Here is an 18846-nt window from a genome sequence, read left to right as displayed (position 1 = left end):
AGTTTCATTTTTTAAATTGTACTTTGTACTTTATCTTATTTATTTTAAAAATTCAATTAACATAGTTCTAATTATAATTAGAATTAATATTTCTTATCATTTGCAAGTTTCTTGGTTTAAAAATGTTATTTCAAGTTATTTTGTTAAAATTATGTATAATTAATAGGAATAAATAAGTAACTTTTTAAATAGAAAGGGTTTTAATTTTAATATGGATAAAAAAATAATTCGTAATTTTTCAATTATTGCTCATATTGATCATGGGAAGTCAACCTTAGCAGATCGGATTTTAGAGTTAACAGGAACAGTCAAAAAACATGAAATGCAAGAACAATTATTAGATTCAATGTACTTAGAACGTGAGCGCGGGATTACGATTAAATTAAATTCAGTCCAGTTAAAATATCGTGCGCAAGATCAACAAGAGTATATTTTTAATTTGATTGATACTCCCGGACATGTTGATTTTACTTATGAAGTGTCGCGTAGTTTAGCGGCTTGTGAGGGGGCTATTTTAGTTGTTGATGCGACACAAGGAATTGAAGCGCAAACATTAGCTAATGTTTATTTAGCAATTGATAATAATTTAACAATTATTCCGGTTATTAATAAAATTGATTTACCATCAGCTGATCCAGAACGAGTTAATAAAGAGATTGAAAATTTAATTGGGATTCCAACAACAAATGCTCCTTTAATTAGCGCCAAGACTGGTTTGAATATTGAACAAGTTTTAGAGACAATTGTGAAAGAAATTCCAGCGCCATTAGATGCTGATGATAATAATCCGTTACAAGCTTTAATTTTTGATTCACATTATGATAAATATCGCGGGGTAATGGTTTTAATTTGTGTTAAACAAGGAACTGTTCGCGTTGGTGAAAAAATTAAATTAATGAATACAAGGGCTATTTATGAAGTTATGGAATTAGGCATTAAAACACCGAAAGAAATAAAAAAAGACCAGTTAGTATCCGGCGAAGTTGGTTGATTATCAGCAAGAATTAAAATGGTTAGCGATGTTCGAGTGGGAGATACGATTACAAGTGTTGCAAAACCAGCACAGCATCCATTACCTGGTTATAAAAAAATGAATCCAATGGTTTTTTGTGGTTTATATCCAATTGATTCAGCTAGGTATAAGGACTTAAAAGAAGCGTTAGAAAAAATTCAATTATCCGATGCGTCCCTTGTTTATGAACTCGAAACATCACAAACCTTAGGTTTTGGTTTTCGTTGTGGTTTTTTAGGATTATTACACATGGATGTAATTCAAGAACGATTAGAACGGGAATATAACTTAGAATTAATTGCAACAGCTCCCTCTGTAATTTACCGTGTTTATTTAACAAATAAAGAAATGATTAGTATTGATAATCCAAGTAAATTACCCGCCGTGCAAAAAATTAGCCGGATTGAAGAACCTTTTGTTAAAACAACAATTATGACCCCTGAAAAATATATCGGTGCTTTAATGGAATTATGTCAAAATAAGCGGGGAACATATGTTAACTTAGAATATATTGATGATACCCGTCGAATTTTAACTTATGAAATGCCATTAAATGAAATTGTCTTTGATTTTTTTGATAGGTTAAAATCAATTAGTAAAGGTTATGCATCATTAGATTATGATTTTATTGGTTATCGTCCAAATAAATTAGTTAAAATGGATATTTTATTAAATAATGAAATTATTGATGCTTTATCAATTGTTGTTCACTGTGATTTTGCTTACGGGCGCGGAAAAGCACTATGTGCTAAATTAAAAGAAATTATTCCACACCAAAATTTTGAAGTTCCAATTCAAGCATCAATTAATCATAAGGTGATTGCTCGGGAAAATATTAAAGCAATGCGAAAAAATGTTTTAGCAAAATGTTATGGTGGAGATATTACACGGAAAAAGAAATTATTAGAAAAACAAAAAGAAGGAAAAAAACGAATGAAAGCAATTGGATCGGTTGAAGTGCCACAAGAAGCTTTTGTAGCGGTATTAAAGTTAGATGATTAATTGCTATATGGTTGGCAATTTTTTATTAACCTGAATTGTAAATATATTTGGGACACTTTATTAAATATTTTGTATTAAATTCAATGAATTTTTATAATTTAATGATTTTCTTGGCATTGAATTTGTTTTTAATGCTATTTTATTTATAAGTCATCTTGAAAAAATATTGATAAATCTATTCCTTTTAGTAAACTTCGTATCAAAATTCCATTATTATTTTCGTTTAATCCTCTTTGACCAAGACAACCGTTATCAGCAAAATAAACTTTTATTTTAAAAATATTTTTAAGTTTTTCACTTATTAAATTCTTTACCACGATCAAATGTAATTGTTTTTATTGTACCAAGTAGTTTGTTTAAAATAAATTTTATTATACTTTCTATGACATCTTTGCTTTTGATACTATTAGTTACTAGCTATATTGATTTTTTAGATCATATATCAGCTAAGGTTATAATTGTTGTTTTATGGTTTTTACCAACTATAGTATTTCTTTCTAGATGACCAAAGACATTTATGCATTAATATTTGGAAATTCAATATTACTTTCAATAATTGTTCGACAATTATTAACTTTTCCACGGTTTTCTGTTTTATTATGTGGTTTATGTTTACCTTTTCTTAATAAATTTTTTTATTAAAATTATAACGAGAAAAGGTAAACATAAATAAAGTCTTTGAACAGATAAAATTTTTGTCAATATTTCTTATTATATTTGTAATAATATCTGGTGCGTAGTGTTCATAATTAACTAAATAATTAATAATTTCGAGATAAATTTTATTTAATGTTTTTTGTTTGCAACCAGCTTTTTTGTTTTTATTATTATTTTCATAAATTTCAATTGAGTTTAAATCAGCATTCAACATTTTATAAATTTTATGGACAGTTATTTTACTTTGATTTATTTCATAAAATGTTTTTCTGATTGAATAATTAAAATTTTGATATTGTTGAATTGAAATTAATTTTTCTATTGTGATTTTTTGATACATTGTGTTATTTATCCTTTTTTAAATTTGGATTTTAACACAATATTTTTTATTTGTTTAACTGTCCCATTTAATTTTACAATTCAGGTAATTTAAAAAGCGGTTTAATCATTAAAAGATGATAAGTTGATAGTAAAAGTGCTAACGATACATTCAAAATTTAACAATTTTTATTATAAGTTTCTTAATTCATTTTTACTAGGTTTGTTGTTTTATATTTTCTTTTTTTGAGAAATTGGAATTATTTATCCAGTTAATAATTTTGTCTTTGACAATGTCCTTTTTAATTTAACTTATGTTATTTTAATTTCATTTGTTTGTATAGATTTCAATTAGTTGAAATCTATTTATGTTAATTTTCAAATAAAATATAATTATTAATGCCTAATTGTAAAGTTAAGTGCAACTAAATTATTTTTCTAACCAAATATTCGATTGGTGAAAGATAATTTAGTATTTTTCTTGGTCTATGGTTTAAAGACAATATAAATTTATGAACTGCATTTTTCGTGGTATTTGAAAAATTAAATTTTTTAGGAAATTTTTCTCTAATTAACCCATTAGTATTTTCATTAGTACCTCTTTGTCAGGGTGAATATGCATTAGCAAAATAAATTTTCACATTTAAATTTTTTTCAAGTTGTTGTCAATTAGCAAATTCTTTACCTCTATCAAATGTTATAGTTTTAACAAGATTATTTGGAATAATTGATAAATAATGGCTAATGTTTTCGTTAATAACTTTAGTAGTTCTATTTTCAACTAACATTGCTAAAGTAAATCTTGATGTTCTTTCAACTAAAGTTATTAAACATGATTTACTTTTACCTCGCGATGATACTATAGTATCACCCTCTCAATGGCCAACAGTTATGCGATTATTAACATTAACATTTCGTTCTTTAATTGATTTACCATTAAATTTACCGCGATTTTCTTGAGATTTTCGTTTCTTACCTTTTCTTCTTAAATTTTTATTAGTAACCTTTTCAAGTAATCCAGAATAAATTCAATTGTAAATTGTTTTAAAACTAATAATTCATTCTTTATGAAAATTTTTAATTCTTCCATAAATTTGTTCAGGCGATCAACCTAATAATAATTTTTGTTGTACATATTTTACTAATTCTCTATTTTTAAACTTATGAAAATAAACATGTGATTGTTTTCTATTTTCTGCTTTATTTTGTGCAATTAATGAAAAATAATGATTATTATCTTTATTTCTATTAACTTCTTGAATAATAGTACTAATACTTCGATTAAGATTTTTAGCTATTTCACTAATTTTTAATTTAAATTTCAATTGATTCTCAATATAAATTCTTTCATCTATGCCAAGATGTTTATATCCCATATAAAAAACTCCTTGCTTTAATTTTTCTAAAATAAACTTAGCATCATGAAATTTTTATATGAAATTTTTTGCAATTTTATTTACTTGCACTTACAAGTATAATTTAGCTTATAAAATAATAATATAAAAACGGTAAGAAATTAATATACCGATGAATTTAAAAAACAAATTGTTTTACTTTATCAAAATGGCAAAACTATTCTTGAAATTTTTAAATAATATAAGGTGTCAAAATCAACTATATATCAGTTAATTGAAAAATTTCATAATTCTGGATCTTTTAAAGCAAAAGATAATCGCACTTTTGAAGAAAATTAACTTTGATTGCCTTGCAAAAATAATTAATCTAATTACGAATGGAAAACAACCTTTTAAGGCAAGCGTCGCTGATAATTGGCAAAAAAATAGAAATTATTAACAATAATAAAGAAAAATGTTCCATGCGAAAAATTGGTCAAATAGGATCAAAATTAAAGATAGCAAAATTAACATATTACTATCAAATTAATAAATGTGGCTATAGTTGATATTAATAATTATGAACAAAAAGTTATCAGCGCATTTAAGCTAATCGCAAAATTTATGGATCTTGTAAAATTAAAGCTTTTTAAATCAGAAAGATATTATCTTATCGCGAAGAAAAATTCACCAACTTATGATTAAAGATTAGTTAGTATCTAAATACACCAAATTAAAATATTGTAATCATAAGTTGGTGTTTAATAACAACAAAATTAGCAACGTTTTAAACTGTTAATTTAAAAAATTAATAAACACACAACCCAATGAAGTTGTTGTTAATGATTTAACATATGTTCAATGTGGTACTAAATAACATTATCTTTGTTTGTTAATTGACTTGTTTAATCGTGAAATAATTGGCTATAATGTCGAGACAAATAAAATAGTACAACTAGTGCAAAGAAACTTTTTATTCAATTATAAAATCATTAAAACAAATTACGTTATTTCATACTGACTGAGGCAATGAATTTAAAAATAAAATCATTAACAATACCTTAAATATTTTTAACACCAAACAATCATTAAGCAATAAAGGATATCTTTATGATAATGTTGGGGCTGAAACAATTTACAAAAGTTTTAAAAAATAATTTGTTAAGAGGCAAAAATTTATAAATTTAACCCAATTAAAATACAAATTATTTGACTTTGTGCATTGATATAACAATATTCGAATTAACGGTAAGTTTAAATTATTTAATACCTGTTGTTGAATTTATAAAAAACAGACCATATAAAAAATGTCATAAAAATGGTTGTTAATTCAGATAATTTTTATATTTTATTATTGGTTTTGATAGAAATAAGGTATAATTACGATATATATTTAATAAAATATATGTATGGTTTGTTATGATTAAAAGATAGGTGAAAAAATGAAGAAATTACGAATAATTTCATTAACTTTCTTAACAATTGGAGGAATTTTTAGTACATTACTATTTTGATTATTAATTATTTTAAAAAATAAAATTAGTAGTAAAATGTTTATTTATGATGCCACATACATGTTATTAGAAGATGTTGGGCGTTTAATTTTGCAATTTTCAAATATAAGAGTATATGATAATATGATGAAAAAACCAGGGTTAGTCGGTAGTATTTTAATAACAATTTCTGCTTTTTTAGCGTCAATGTATTTAATTACAAATTATTTAAGAAAAAATAGTGATTATAAAAAATTTGGATCTAGTTTAGCTTTTTTTGTTGGTATAGTAAGTGTTATTTTATTATCAATGGTTGTTTTTCTTGCTGGACAACCAGAGAATTTAAATAAAGTTTTAAATATTTTTAAATTAGGTAGTAACTTTAATACGGGAATTATTTTATTATTTATTGGACCAGTTTTAACTTTCATTGGTGGTGTTTTAGCAATAGTTTGTTATGGCAAATTTCAAAAAACGAAATTATTAACCGAAGATCAACAAAATATTTTGTCAACAATTAATTTAAAAACTGATAAAATTGGAGCACGTAACGTAATACCGCAAAAAAAGAGGTTAAGTTCTGATGAACTTTCTGCCATTGGAAAACGAACACCAGTGGTTAATAAAATAGTTTCATCAACGAATGATTTAAAAGCGAAGATGGCTTTATTGAAAGCGAAGATTGTTCGTAATGTTCTTTTACATGAAGAAGGTGGGACCCATCTTACCTCTACCTCAGAGGAAGAAAATAATGGTAATATTCATAATTCAAATGAGGCAATGCGCGTTGAAGACAAAGAGGGCCAATATTTACGTACAATTAAAGATGGAGAAAAAATTATTGATGAATCACCAGCAGGTTTATTGCTTGAAAAAAAAGGTAATTTTGTACAAAAAGACGATATTATTAAACACCACGATTATTCATTGCTAATTTTTGGTGAAGGGAAATGATCATCAAAAGAAAATTCATCTTTGCATAGTTCAATTATTATTCCAAAATCAGAGCAAAATATGCTATTAAATACAACAGAATTAGCTGAACGAATTAGTTCAGCGCCACAACCAAGCGGAAAACAACGAATTAATCCAAATGCGCGTGTTGATAGTTCATATTATGGGAAAGTTTTTTTAGGTGATATTGATAAAATTTGAACTGCCGGAAAAAAATATCGCGAAGATATTATTAAAAAACCAACAACGAAGCATTCTTTTCAATCATCAAATTTAGATGATAATCTTGATGATTATAATGAAAATAATGACAAAATAGATTATAATCATTAATTAAGGTAAATTATGATAGAGAGAGGAACAGCATGGCATTGCAAAAAGTGCTACCGTATCAGGGCAATTTAGTTAAGTATGATTTAATTATTAAAAAACAAAAAAATATTGTGTTGAATATTAATAATGGCAAAATTAAAATATCAGCCCCTAGCTATGCGCATGATTGAGAAATTGAAGCTTTAATTTATAAAAATATTAAAAAAATTATTACAGTAATTAATGTTCACTATAATTATCGGAAAATTGTTATTAACAACCCTCCTGATGACACAGATTATGTTTATGTTTTTAATGAAAAATATCCATTGCAATTAACCCAAGAAAATGTTAATACAAAAATTATTAATCATCAAGTATTTTTATTAAAAGACGCTGGTAGTTATGATGAAAATGTTAAAAAGTTACATAGTTTTTTAAAACAAAAATTTAGTTGTAAATTTGAACAATTATTAAATAAATGAGCAAAAACGATGAATTTGTCTTATAAAAATTTAACAATTAAAACAATGATTCGCAAATGAGGTGTTTGTTATCCCCAAACTAAAAAAATTGTTTTAAATACCAAATTAATTCATTTTAACCAAACGGTATTAGAATATGTTATTATTCATGAGTTATCCCATTTAGTTCATCATAATCATTCAAAAACATTTTGATATCACGTTGAAAAATATATGCCAAATTATCGCGAAAAGGTTGAAATTTTAAAAAAACCAGGAATTTAAAATGGTTTTCTTTTTAATTTATATTTTAACTAAGTAATGAAATGAAAAATATAATTTATATATGCTTTATATTAGTAATCAACAAGATAGTAAAAATATTAAAGACCTTATATCCTTAATTAATTTGAAATTACGCCAATTAAATTTATTGCAAAAGCTGCCGAGGGGTTATTTCATCGTTGTAATTTACACTGTTAATAGTTTTTTAAATTTAAGCAATATTGGAAATAATGGTAGCATTGGTCTTTGTTTAGCAAAATTAATTAGTGAATATTATGGCACAATTATGGCACAAAAAAGATTTATGTTCATATTTTTATGGATAAAAGAACATTTTAAACAACCAAAACAATAGAAGTGGCATTTTTTAATTATTATTCCTTAATTAAAAAGGTCCATAATATCACAATTTCTTTTTTAGATGATGATATTAAGTAAGTAATTATGTGGACAGACGTTATTATTGATTGTATTTTTGGAATTATTTATCATATAAATGCCTCCCGCAATTGCGGAAATTATTGTAAAAGTTAACCAAAGTCAAAAATATGTTTTAACGTTTGATGTTCCTGATGTAATTGAAAATTATACTGTTTAAATTCCAACTATTGTAATTGAAGCAAATGAAACAATAACCTTTTTTACTTATAAATCATCTTTATTATTGCGATATTATTCCTTATTTAGGACGAATTATTATTTTACAATTAGGTTTTCATCACAATGATATTAATGCTCTTTGTGCGAAATTAATTGATAATAAATTATTTTATAGTGATAGTATTCATTTATATTAATGTTCGCTAATTTCACATAAGGGTATTTATGGTAATTTACTTATTTTTATTTCAAGTTTATAATATTTAAATTATGGAACATTAGTTACAAATATAGCTTTAAATGTCGGGGTTGGCTTAGTAATATTCAAACCCTTTCTCTCTAATTGCTCGGAAAGACAAATAATACTGCTCCAGAAATTACTTTTTATAATGCTTCTGATCAAGTTAGAATTATAGATTTATTAAATAATAAATTTAATGTTATTGCTTGTGAGATGAGAAAGGGAGAGACTGAAAGAACATATAATACTTTAAATTATATTTTATATAATTATAAAATGTTAAATCGTTATTGATACCAACGGAATTAATTTATTAGATCAACCGTTGTTAAGCAAGTTGCGCGGTCTTACTATTTTAACCATACATGTGTTATAATTATCGCCGTTTAATCAATAAAAGTGTTACAGAAAATTTAAGTAATTGGATTAATATTGCGAAATAATTTGCTAATAAATATAAAATTATTATTGTTTTAAAATGATACCGGTCATTTATTACCGATTGAAATATTATTTATGTTAATGGTACTGGTAACCATCTTATATTGCTGTAAGTATAATGAGGAATACTTTAATTTGTTTAATTGCTAGTTTAATCGACCAAGGTTATTGAATTATTTAAAGCAGCAATTGTTGGAACTTATTTATACTGTTTAAATAAGGATGAAATATTTCAGTATAAAAATCAGTTTTATCAATTAATATTATTAACCAAATTGGTTTTTTGTTATCTGAACTAATTGGCAATGATGATAATCTGCAGTTATAAAAAATAGATAATCCATCTATTTTTTATTTTTTTAGATTTGATATAATAGATTAACATAAGGGGTAGAAAAAACGGTGCGTCAAATTTTAAAGAGTTATTTAAAATCATATTTTAAAAATTGGATTGAAGCGGGAGGTTTAATTTTTTTTATTATCATTATTATTGCCACAATTGCCGGGATTTTATCAGGCGCATTACAATATAAAATAAAATATAATGATTTAATTTATACTTCGAAGAAATGAGATTATTATTTAATAGGCGAGGCAAAAGATTATAAAAATAATTTTTTGGAAGATTATTATTTAAATAATAAATTTGTTAACAAAAATCAACAAATAATTAATATTACAGGGACCAACCAAGCAATTTTAGCGAGAAATAGTGGCTGATGAAGATCAGTTCAAGCTGTTTGTACGACTCTCCCAAGTGTTGAAATGCAAATAATTTGTCGAACACGACAAATTATTATTAAATTAGACAAAATAAAAACGAGTCGAGGAATTAATCAACATATCGATGGTATTAATCCAATTATGTTGTGATATTTTAAAGAATATAATTATAATTGGAGTAAGGAACTTACAACGCGCTTATTAAGTCAGCGACCTGCGGCCACTTATAGTCCCGGCGTTTTTGAAACAATCTCGTTTAAACAAGAAACTGGTAAAAATTATACTTTAAATATTACCCCAGCTGTTGTTAAAAATTTAGAAAAGACCGGAAATGTTAATTTTAATCAATTGAAATTATACCAGGGAAGGTTACCACTTGCAGTAGATGAAACAGTTGTTAGTAGTTTATTTGCGGAACAAAATAATTTCAAAATTGGCGATATTTTACCAGTTATTCCCAAACAACCAAAATTTGATTTAAAAATAGTTGGTATTGGGAATAATTTAGATAATTTTGTTAAGCGTACAAATTTAAAAATAACTAACAATAATGATATTCGAAAATATGGTGTTTTATTTACAACTGCAGAGTTTCAAGCTATAATTCAAGATAATAATGTTATAGGGGAATTAGGAACAATTAAATTGAACAACACCCAAAAAAGTTTAATTAAATTAAATCATTCTAATGCAACTTTAATTTTAAAAGAAAACTTGGGGCAAGCATATATTAATCCGACTGCTATATTAGTTCCATATGAAGATAATTATATTGCTTTGCAAACGCAAAATATTAACATTCAAATTATTTTATATAGCGCAATTGGGGTTATTCTCTTATTTTTAGGATTTCTTTTTATTAATTATACGATGAAAAAAGAAATGAACAAAACGCGTCGTCAAATTGGTATTTTTAAAGCCTTTGGTTATCAATCGGTAGAATTATCGTGAATTTTTTCTACCAAGTTTTTTGTTACCATGATTTTTGGGATTGTTATCGGATATTGCTTTAGTATCCCAATTCAGTTATATGTTAGTACCTTATATATAACAGGTTTATTAATTACATTTAAATTAATTTATGTATCATGATGATTTATGTTTATTTTATTTTTCGTTATTCCAATCTTTTTTACAGCGTTATCCTTTTTATTAACCATTAGTTATTTGAAAAAACCAAGTTTAGTTTTAATTAATAGTGGTGGAAAATTTCGTTTTTATGGTTTAATGATTGGAATTAAAAAGATTTTTAGTAAAGCAACGTTCTTGTTTCGAATTCAATTAGCTTTTACCTTAAAAGGTTTTTGAAAATGAGTGATTGTAATGTTTATTTTCTTTGTTTCTTCCTTAATATTTATTATTCAATTTAATGCATCGGATATTTTTAGTGATATTGTGCAAGCATTTAGTAATACTTATCAAAAAGATGTTGACCATCTCTTTCAATTTCCTAATACATTAACAATGGCCACAAGTTATAAAAATCCTAGCGGGGAAGATAAATTACAATTAATCAATACAAATCATTTTCGTGTGTTACCAACTAGTGATATTGAACAAACGCAAGTTGTTTCATTAACTAAATTTAACAAATTAGCAACCGCGATTCATCAAGAACCAGCAAATATTAAATTATGAGAAGAACTTGCTATTTATAAACCAATTTATCAGTCAGTTTATTTAACTGATTTAATTCAAGTTTTCAAAGATTTAACAAATATAAATCATAATAAGATAAAAATCCCTAATTGGGCAAAAAATATTCTTAATTTAAGCAGTTTAATTGACCAAACGAAAGTTAAAGTTGTTGTTAGTTTTAATACCCTATATTATCATCCACAAACAGAATTACCAATTATTAATTTAGCGGTAACCCCTAGCAATCGGGAGACAGCAGTAATTAGTGATCTTAGTTTGCGGGGAATTGAAACACAAACTTGAAGTAAATTTTATCAAATTGAAGGTGTTGATCCTATAGTTATTAATAATTTATTTTCGGCGCCCCTAACAAGAACAAACATCCCGGCGATTATTTCAGAAAAAATAGCAAAGTTAAATAATTTAGGGATTGGTGATTCGTTTGAACTTACGGTTAAAAATACGGTAACGCCTTATAATTTAACAATTATTGTACAAGAAATTAATAAAAATGATACCATAAGAAGTAATATTTTTATTAATGCCGCTAACATTTGGTTCATATTTTGTGACATTGAAGGAAAGCCAGTGGAATATTTATATGATGGTGTAATTTCAAAAGAAAAAATGATTTATGATAAGATTAACCCTAAAGATTTATTAACCGGAAAACAAAATTATAAAATTACCTTACAAAATTTAACAATTAATATTTTTAATCATGATATTATGGATAATTTAGAAAAGATTTTTCTAACTTTAACTAGTACTGGTGGTGATATTGGTGTTTTTACTAGTCCAGATAATGCTGAATTAATTACCTTAAAAAAAATATTAGCAAAAGCCGGACTGGGAATGATAAATGATTCATTATTAATTTTACAAATGTTAAACGGGATTATTATTTTTATCATTTTAGCAGTTATTACTTCGTCAGTGATTTATGAAGCTAGCCAAATTATTTTAACAATGTGAGCATTAGGATATAAACCACACCAAGTAAACTTTATTGTTATTGGTAATTATGTGTTGGGGGTTTTATTTACTTTTGTTCTAGCTTATGTTATCTCCTTTTTAATTTGGCATTTTGCAATTAATATTATTTTACAGCATTTTAAGTTTGTAATTAATTTACCATTAAATTGACAAACACCAGTTAAAGTTGGTGTTATTATTAATCTTATTTTATCATTATCATGATTTTTATCAATGTACTTATTAAAAAAACAGAAAATAAATGAATTAACGGAGTAAAATAGATTATAATAAGGTTATAAAATTTTAAATTAAATCGTTGGTTTAGAAATAGCAATTAATTTGATAGGTTCCAATAAGTTGGACCATATTTATGTGGACTTTCAAATAAAATATAATTATGAAGAAAGTAAGAATATAAAAATAGGAAGAAATTCATCGTTATATTAATTTAAAAAAATTGTTTTACTTTATCAAAATGGCAAAACCATTCTTGAAATTTTTAAGGAATATAAGGTGTCAAAATCATCTGTATATCAGTGAATTGAAAAATTTCATAATTCTGGATCTTTTAAAGCAAAAGATAATCGAAATGTTGAAAAAATTAACTGATTGCCTTGCAAAAATAATTAATCTAATTACGAATGGAAAACAACCTTTTAAAGAGAACGGTGCTGATGGTTGATAAAAAAATAGAAATTATTAACAATAATAAAGAAAAATATTCCATGCGAAAAATTGGTCAAATAGGATCAAAATTAAAGATAGCAAAATCAACATATTACTATCAAATTAATAAATGTGGCTATTGTTGATGTTAATAATTATGAACAAAAAGTTATCAGCGCATTTAATGCCAATCGTCAAAATTTATGGATCTTGTAAAATTAAAGCTTTTTAATTTTTACAAGATATTATCTTATCGCGAAGAAAAATTCACCAAATTATGATTAAAAATTAGTTAGTATCTAAATACACCAAATTAAAATATTGTAATCATAAGTTGGTGGTTAATAACGACGAAATTAGCAACGTTTTAAACCGTGAATTTAATAATTAATAATAACACACAACCCAATGAAGTTGTTGTTAGTGATTGAACATATGTTCAAGGTGGTGGTAAATGACATTTGATATTATCCTTTGTTTGTTGATTGACTTGTTTAATCGTGAAATAATTGGCTATAGTGTGTCGAGACAAACAAAACAGTACAATTAGAGCAAGAAACCTTTTATTCAATTACAAGACCATTAAAACAAATTACGTTATTTCATACTGACTGGAGTAATGAATTTAAAAATAAAATCATTGATAATATCTTAAGTACTTTTAACACCAAACGATCATTAAGCAATAAAGGCTGTCTTTATGATAATGCTGGGGCTGAAACAATTTACAAAAGTTTTAAAAAATAATTTGTCAAGTAACAAAAATTTATAAATTTAACCCAATTAAAATACAAATTATTTAACTTTGTACATTGATATAACAATATTCGAATTAACGGTAAGTTTAAATTATTTAATACTTTGTTGAATTTAGAAAACAACAGTCCATATAAAAAGTGTCTTAAAAGGGTTACCAATCCAGTAATTAAAAATAAAAAAGGATGTTTTGAAATGATAAATAAAACTGCTAATAAAAATGACAAAAAATAATATTATTAATTTTATTGATAAAATTTCTAAATTAATTAATACTTATGATATTAATGAAGATACTAAAATATTAATATTAAGTGATGGTGAAAAACAAATTAAAAAAATTTACAAAGCAATAAAAGGAAAATATAAAAATAACACTACCTCCTATATTTTTGATAAATTTCATTTATTAAAAATATTTAAAGAATTATTCCTATATCGAAATATAAATTAAATTAATATATTAAAATATAAATTAGCAAAAATATATTTCTTTGTTGGAAATTATGAAATATTATTAAATTTATTAATATGTCATTTATTTTATGTTATTGAAAATAAAAAGAAATTTTTATTAGAAACTATTGAATTAATTAAAAACAATAAAGAAGGCGTTAAAAATCAAGCATTATAATATAATATCGGTTGTCACGTTAAAGGAGATATTTCACATTATATTAAATAAATTAAGGGGCGTGGGCAAAAATATATTGTAAAGAAACATTTAATAATATGATAATTTCTTCAATGTTAAGAATTAATGGTATAATTGATGAAAAAAGTTAATAAAACTAATGAAGAAAAAATTGAATTTAATATTTTTAATTTAAATCAATCACAAAATCAATTTTTATCTTTATAAATAAAAAAACCTTTTAAAATTGGTAATAACTTTAAAAAGTGTTTTTTAGTTTGTCAAAATTAATAATTTTAGAAAATATTTTTTAACTAAAAATTATATTTTTAAAAAAGTTGAATTTTTTATAAATTTTGTTATCATTTAAATATAAGCGAATACTAATTTGTTTCTAATTATTTAATTTTATTCAAAACCTAAGAATAATGAATACTACCATAATTTTTATAATTTAATTAAGATTAAACAAGAAAGGATAAACTGATGGAAAAAGAATTAAAATTATTATTTAAACAAGCAATTAAAAAAATTACTGCAGCAAAAACAGTTGCGAAACTTAATGAGCTTCAATTAGAATATTTAGGAAAAAAATCATTGTTAAATTATTTATTAAAAAAATTGAAGAATTTAAGTTATGAAGAACGGTTAATAGTTGGCCAAAAAGCAAATAAAATTAAGGCGGAATTAACTAATTTATGCCAAAATAAAAAATCTGAATTGGAAGATTCGTTATTAATGACATCCATTGAACAAGAGAAAATTGATTTATCATTGCCAGGGTATAATTTAACGTTAGCAACAAAGCATCCATTAAATCAAGTTATTGATGAGATTTCACAATTATTTCAAGAACTAGGATATGATATTTTATTTGGAAAAGAAGTTGATGATGATGAATATAATTTTCAACGTTTAAATTTACCATTAGGGCATCCAGCTCGTGATATGCAAGATACATTTTATTTAACAAAAAATACCTTATTACGAACACATTGTACCAATATGACAGCTCACGCAATTTCCCAAATGAAAAATAACAATGAAATCATTGCAATGATTTCATCAGGAAATACTTATCGTCGCGATGATGATGACTCTACACATTCACATCAATTTATGCAAATTGATGGTTTTTTAATTGCCCCCAACATTACCTTTGCTAATTTAAAATGAACAATTCAATATTTTTGTCAAAGAATGTTTGGTGAAAAAACACAAATTCGGTTACGACCAAGTTTTTTCCCGTTTACCAAACCATCAGTCGAAGTTGATGTAACATGTGTTAATTGTCAAGGCAAATGTTGTTCAATTTGTAAACAAACGGGATGAATTGAAATTATGGGGGCCGGAATGATTAACACACTTGTTTATAAAGCGTGTGGTCAAGATCCAACCTTAACGGGGTTTGCTTTTGGGATTGGGATTGAACGGATTGCAATGTTAAAATATGGAATTGATGATATTCGTCGTTTTTATACTAATGATGTTCGTTTTTTAGAACAATTTAAGAAATTTGATTAGAAGGTGTTAAAGATGATTATTACAAAAAAATGATTAGATAAATATATTGATTTTACCGATATTAGTAATGACGATATTGTGGTTGCTTTAAATAATTTGGGATTTGAAGTTAAGCGTACACATAATTTTGATCATAATCGCGATGTTGTTTTTGGATGGGTACAAATTGTCAATGAAATTCTCGATACGAATTTAAAGTTTTATTTAGTTGCTAAAGGGCAAGAATTAGTTGATTCGATTGTTTGCGAAGCTAGTAATCCTGTGAAAAATGAGTATGTTATTGTTGCTAGTCCAGAAACAATTTTAGCGGGTGACACTAAAATTACAAAACAACAAATTAAAGGATATGTGTCAGAAGAAATGATATGTTATTTAAACGAACTGGGAATTTCCAAGAAATGTTTAACAACAGTCAAAAAAGATAAAATTATTTTAACTTTTAATGATAAAGAAGTTTCTTATGATATGATTGATGCTGAAGATATTTTACCGAAAATTGAGTTAACCGATTATTTATTTGACATTGATTTAACATTGAATCGCAGTGATTGTTTAAGTGCTTATGAATTAGCCCGAGAATTAGCGCGTTATTTTAAACGAGAATTATTTCCATTAGAATTAGAATCAACGGAAAATTTAAAAGGATATCAAAACCCTTTGCAAGTTAGCATTGAGACTATGGTTGTTGAATCAGCAATTAGTGCTAATGCAAAGTTAACACCTGAAAAAAATCCATTAAAATTAGCCGATCGAATTTGATTAAAAATTAATGAATATCAATCAAACAGCGCTGATCCATTTGGCGATCTAGCAATTAAAACAGCGATCGAAACCGGACAACCATTATTATTATATGATTTTAATAAAATTAAGGGTCCTTTAAAAATTACGGATAATTATGAAAATAAGGATTTTAATATTAAAAAAGGGGATTTAGTTGTCATTAACAATAACAAATTTGTGGAATTAATTGGAATTAAGGTAAATCCGGCTTATGCTATTACTTCAACAACAACCGAAATAACTGTGTTAGCTTTACATTTAAATCATATTTTAATGCGTCATCGTCAGCAACAACGGAAAGTTGGAATTAGTAATATTAATTTACAACGTTATATTAATCCTCTTAGTTATGCAACGGTTGGGTTAGGATTATCGCGTTATTTATATTTATTAAAGATTAATGGTTTTTTAGCGGAATTGTCAGTTTTAAATTTTATTAAAAAATATAATAAAACTGTTGAACCAATTCGGATCACATTAAATGAAATTAACCAGACAATTGGGCATCCTTTTAGTTTATTAGAAGTTAAAGCTTTGTTAGAACCGTTAGCATTTCATTTTGAAGAGGCCGCGGAAATTTTACTTGTGACTCCACCAGTCGCGCGCACGGATATTTTTCAAAAGGATGATATAGTTGAAGAAATTGCGCGTTTATTTGGTTATAACAATATTGTTTCAGAACCACCAGTTTTACCTAATTTGGCTAAAGAAAACCGCCCAGCGGAGAAAACAATCAAGAATTTTGAAACTTTCTTGTTAAATAATGGCTTTTATCAAGCAAAAACATATGCTTTAGTTAAACAACAAGAAATTAAGGACTTTAACTTTTTTAATTATCAAAAACCACATCAATTATTATCACCATTATCCAAAAAACATGAAGTAATGCGACTAAGTTTAACAAATAGTTTACTAAATAGTGTGGTGTATAATAATGCACGAAATAATAAAAATATTAAATTATTTACAGTTGAAAAGATTTATGCTAACAAGGGAGAAAGTTATTATCATGGGGCTTTTGTCAGTCAAGCGGAAATTGTTGAAAATAAAGTAACAGGTGATAAACTAGCTAATTCATATTACTATGTCAAAAGTTTGTTGGAAGCTTATTTGCGAAGTGAACAAATTGATATTAATGAATTATCATATCAAGCTAATCCCAAAAATAAAGTTTATCATCCTTATCAAACAAGTCGTGTTCTATTGGGGAAGCAATTATTAGCCGTGATTGGGGTCATTAACCCCGCTTATCAAAATTCTGTTGATTTAAAAGGAGCTACTTATTTTGGTGAAATTAACTTCGAATTAATTTTTAATTATTCGAATAAAAAACAAACATTTTTTACGCCACTTTCAAAATTTAGTGCAAGTAACCGTGATATTTCAATTTGAGTGCCAACAACGGTGAGCTATGAGCAAATTAAAAAGAAAATTTTAGCTGGGGTAAAAAATGTTGTTAAGATGGAAGTTATTGATCAATATTTTGATCCGAAATTTAAAGATGGCTATAGTGCTTTAACAATTAGTTTTACTTTTAATGGTATGACAAAACAATTAACAGAAGCAGAAATTAATAAACAATTTGAACAAATTAAAAATAATTTAACAAAATTAGAATTATCAATTCGTTAAAAATAAAATTTATTGATAATTAAGTTAAACTAGAGCAAGGAGAACTTAATTCTTTTAATTTAACATAATTTATAAATATAGAATGTTTAAGTAAATGTTACTTTTATATTTTTTATGACTTAATAATTATTTTTTTAAGTTTCTTTAATTTTTATTAAATTATAATCTGTAATATGAAGTGAAAAAAATCAAATCAAAAAGAAGTTGAATAGGTTACAATAAGTTGGATCATATTTATGTTAATTTTCAAATAAAATATAATTATGAAGAAAGTAGGAATATAAAAATAGGGAAGAAATTCATCGGTATATTAATTTAAAAAACAAATTGTTTTACTTTATCAAAATGGCAAAACAATTCTTGAAATTTTTAAATAATATAAGGTGTCAAAATCAACTA

At 25.2% G+C, this 18846-nt stretch carries 16 protein-coding genes; 13 read left to right on the top strand and 3 right to left on the bottom strand.

Annotated features, from left to right (window positions below; all coding sequences use genetic code 4):
• The first annotated feature begins 211 nt into the window (after positions 1-211).
• On the top strand, positions 212-2014 hold the full coding sequence (gene lepA / locus ACE38S_RS00925; protein WP_374695959.1) for a translation elongation factor 4: 1803 nt from the start codon (positions 212-214) through the stop codon (positions 2012-2014).
• 143 nt (positions 2015-2157) lie between these two features.
• On the opposite strand, the gene ACE38S_RS00920 is transcribed toward lepA, so the two are convergent.
• The 3 genes from ACE38S_RS00920 to ACE38S_RS00910 all read right to left on the bottom strand — a co-directional run bounded on the left by ACE38S_RS00920 (position 2158) and on the right by ACE38S_RS00910 (position 4365).
• Positions 2158-2331 carry a hypothetical protein gene (locus ACE38S_RS00920; protein ID WP_374695958.1) on the bottom strand — a complete coding sequence of 58 codons (174 nt, stop codon included), beginning with the start codon at positions 2329-2331 and terminating at the stop codon, positions 2158-2160.
• Positions 2332-2636: 305 nt separating this feature from the next.
• On the bottom strand, positions 2637-3011 hold the full coding sequence (locus ACE38S_RS00915; RefSeq protein WP_374695957.1) for a hypothetical protein: 375 nt from the start codon (positions 3009-3011) through the stop codon (positions 2637-2639).
• Between the two features lie 403 nt (positions 3012-3414).
• Positions 3415-4365 (bottom strand): IS30 family transposase, encoded by a 951-nt coding sequence (locus ACE38S_RS00910; protein WP_374695956.1) that lies wholly within the window; start codon positions 4363-4365, stop codon positions 3415-3417.
• A 356-nt stretch (positions 4366-4721) separates the two neighbouring features.
• On the opposite strand from ACE38S_RS00910, the gene ACE38S_RS00905 reads away from it, so the two are divergent.
• From ACE38S_RS00905 to pheT, 12 genes are all read left to right on the top strand, one after another.
• Positions 4722-4898 (top strand): hypothetical protein, encoded by a 177-nt coding sequence (locus ACE38S_RS00905; RefSeq protein ID WP_374695955.1) that lies wholly within the window; start codon positions 4722-4724, stop codon positions 4896-4898.
• Positions 4879-5028 carry a hypothetical protein gene (locus ACE38S_RS00900; protein WP_374695954.1) on the top strand — a complete coding sequence of 50 codons (150 nt, stop codon included), beginning with the start codon at positions 4879-4881 and terminating at the stop codon, positions 5026-5028. The genes ACE38S_RS00905 and ACE38S_RS00900 overlap by 20 nt, the downstream gene beginning before the upstream one ends.
• 184 nt (positions 5029-5212) lie before the next feature.
• Positions 5213-5362, top strand: a complete 150-nt coding sequence (locus ACE38S_RS00895; protein WP_374695953.1) for a hypothetical protein — start codon at positions 5213-5215, stop codon at positions 5360-5362.
• Between the two features lie 403 nt (positions 5363-5765).
• On the top strand, positions 5766-7103 hold the full coding sequence (locus ACE38S_RS00890) for an MFS transporter (RefSeq protein WP_374695952.1): 1338 nt from the start codon (positions 5766-5768) through the stop codon (positions 7101-7103).
• Between the two features lie 32 nt (positions 7104-7135).
• The gene (locus ACE38S_RS00885) at positions 7136-7831 is read left to right on the top strand and encodes a M48 family metallopeptidase (RefSeq protein WP_374695951.1); all 696 of its coding nucleotides are present in this window, start codon (positions 7136-7138) and stop codon (positions 7829-7831) included.
• A 61-nt stretch (positions 7832-7892) separates the two neighbouring features.
• Positions 7893-8186, top strand: a complete 294-nt coding sequence (locus tag ACE38S_RS00880) for a hypothetical protein (protein WP_374695950.1) — start codon at positions 7893-7895, stop codon at positions 8184-8186.
• A gap of 588 nt (positions 8187-8774) precedes the next feature.
• The gene (locus ACE38S_RS00875) at positions 8775-8981 is read left to right on the top strand and encodes a hypothetical protein (RefSeq protein WP_374695949.1); all 207 of its coding nucleotides are present in this window, start codon (positions 8775-8777) and stop codon (positions 8979-8981) included.
• Positions 8982-9515: 534 nt separating this feature from the next.
• Positions 9516-12728 (top strand): ABC transporter permease, encoded by a 3213-nt coding sequence (locus ACE38S_RS00870; RefSeq protein ID WP_374695948.1) that lies wholly within the window; start codon positions 9516-9518, stop codon positions 12726-12728.
• 365 nt (positions 12729-13093) lie between these two features.
• Entirely contained in the window at positions 13094-13270 is a 177-nt protein-coding gene (locus ACE38S_RS00865; protein WP_374695947.1) for a hypothetical protein, read from the top strand.
• Between the two features lie 824 nt (positions 13271-14094).
• Positions 14095-14328 (top strand): hypothetical protein, encoded by a 234-nt coding sequence (locus ACE38S_RS00860; RefSeq protein ID WP_374695946.1) that lies wholly within the window; start codon positions 14095-14097, stop codon positions 14326-14328.
• A gap of 666 nt (positions 14329-14994) precedes the next feature.
• Positions 14995-16032: a phenylalanine--tRNA ligase subunit alpha gene (pheS, locus tag ACE38S_RS00855; protein ID WP_374695945.1), complete on the top strand. Its 1038-nt coding sequence runs from the start codon at positions 14995-14997 to the stop codon at positions 16030-16032.
• A gap of 12 nt (positions 16033-16044) precedes the next feature.
• Complete coding sequence (gene pheT / locus ACE38S_RS00850; protein WP_374695944.1) at positions 16045-18447, top strand: phenylalanine--tRNA ligase subunit beta; 2403 nt, start codon at positions 16045-16047, stop codon at positions 18445-18447.
• The last annotated feature ends 399 nt before the right edge of the window (positions 18448-18846 follow it).

The sequence above is a fragment of the Spiroplasma endosymbiont of Polydrusus formosus genome, from assembly GCF_964263245.1.
Taxonomy (GTDB): domain Bacteria; phylum Bacillota_I; class Bacilli_A; order Mycoplasmatales; family Mycoplasmataceae; genus Spiroplasma.
Note: the sequence above shows the minus strand (reverse complement) of the source record. Positions and strands in the feature narration are given on the sequence as shown.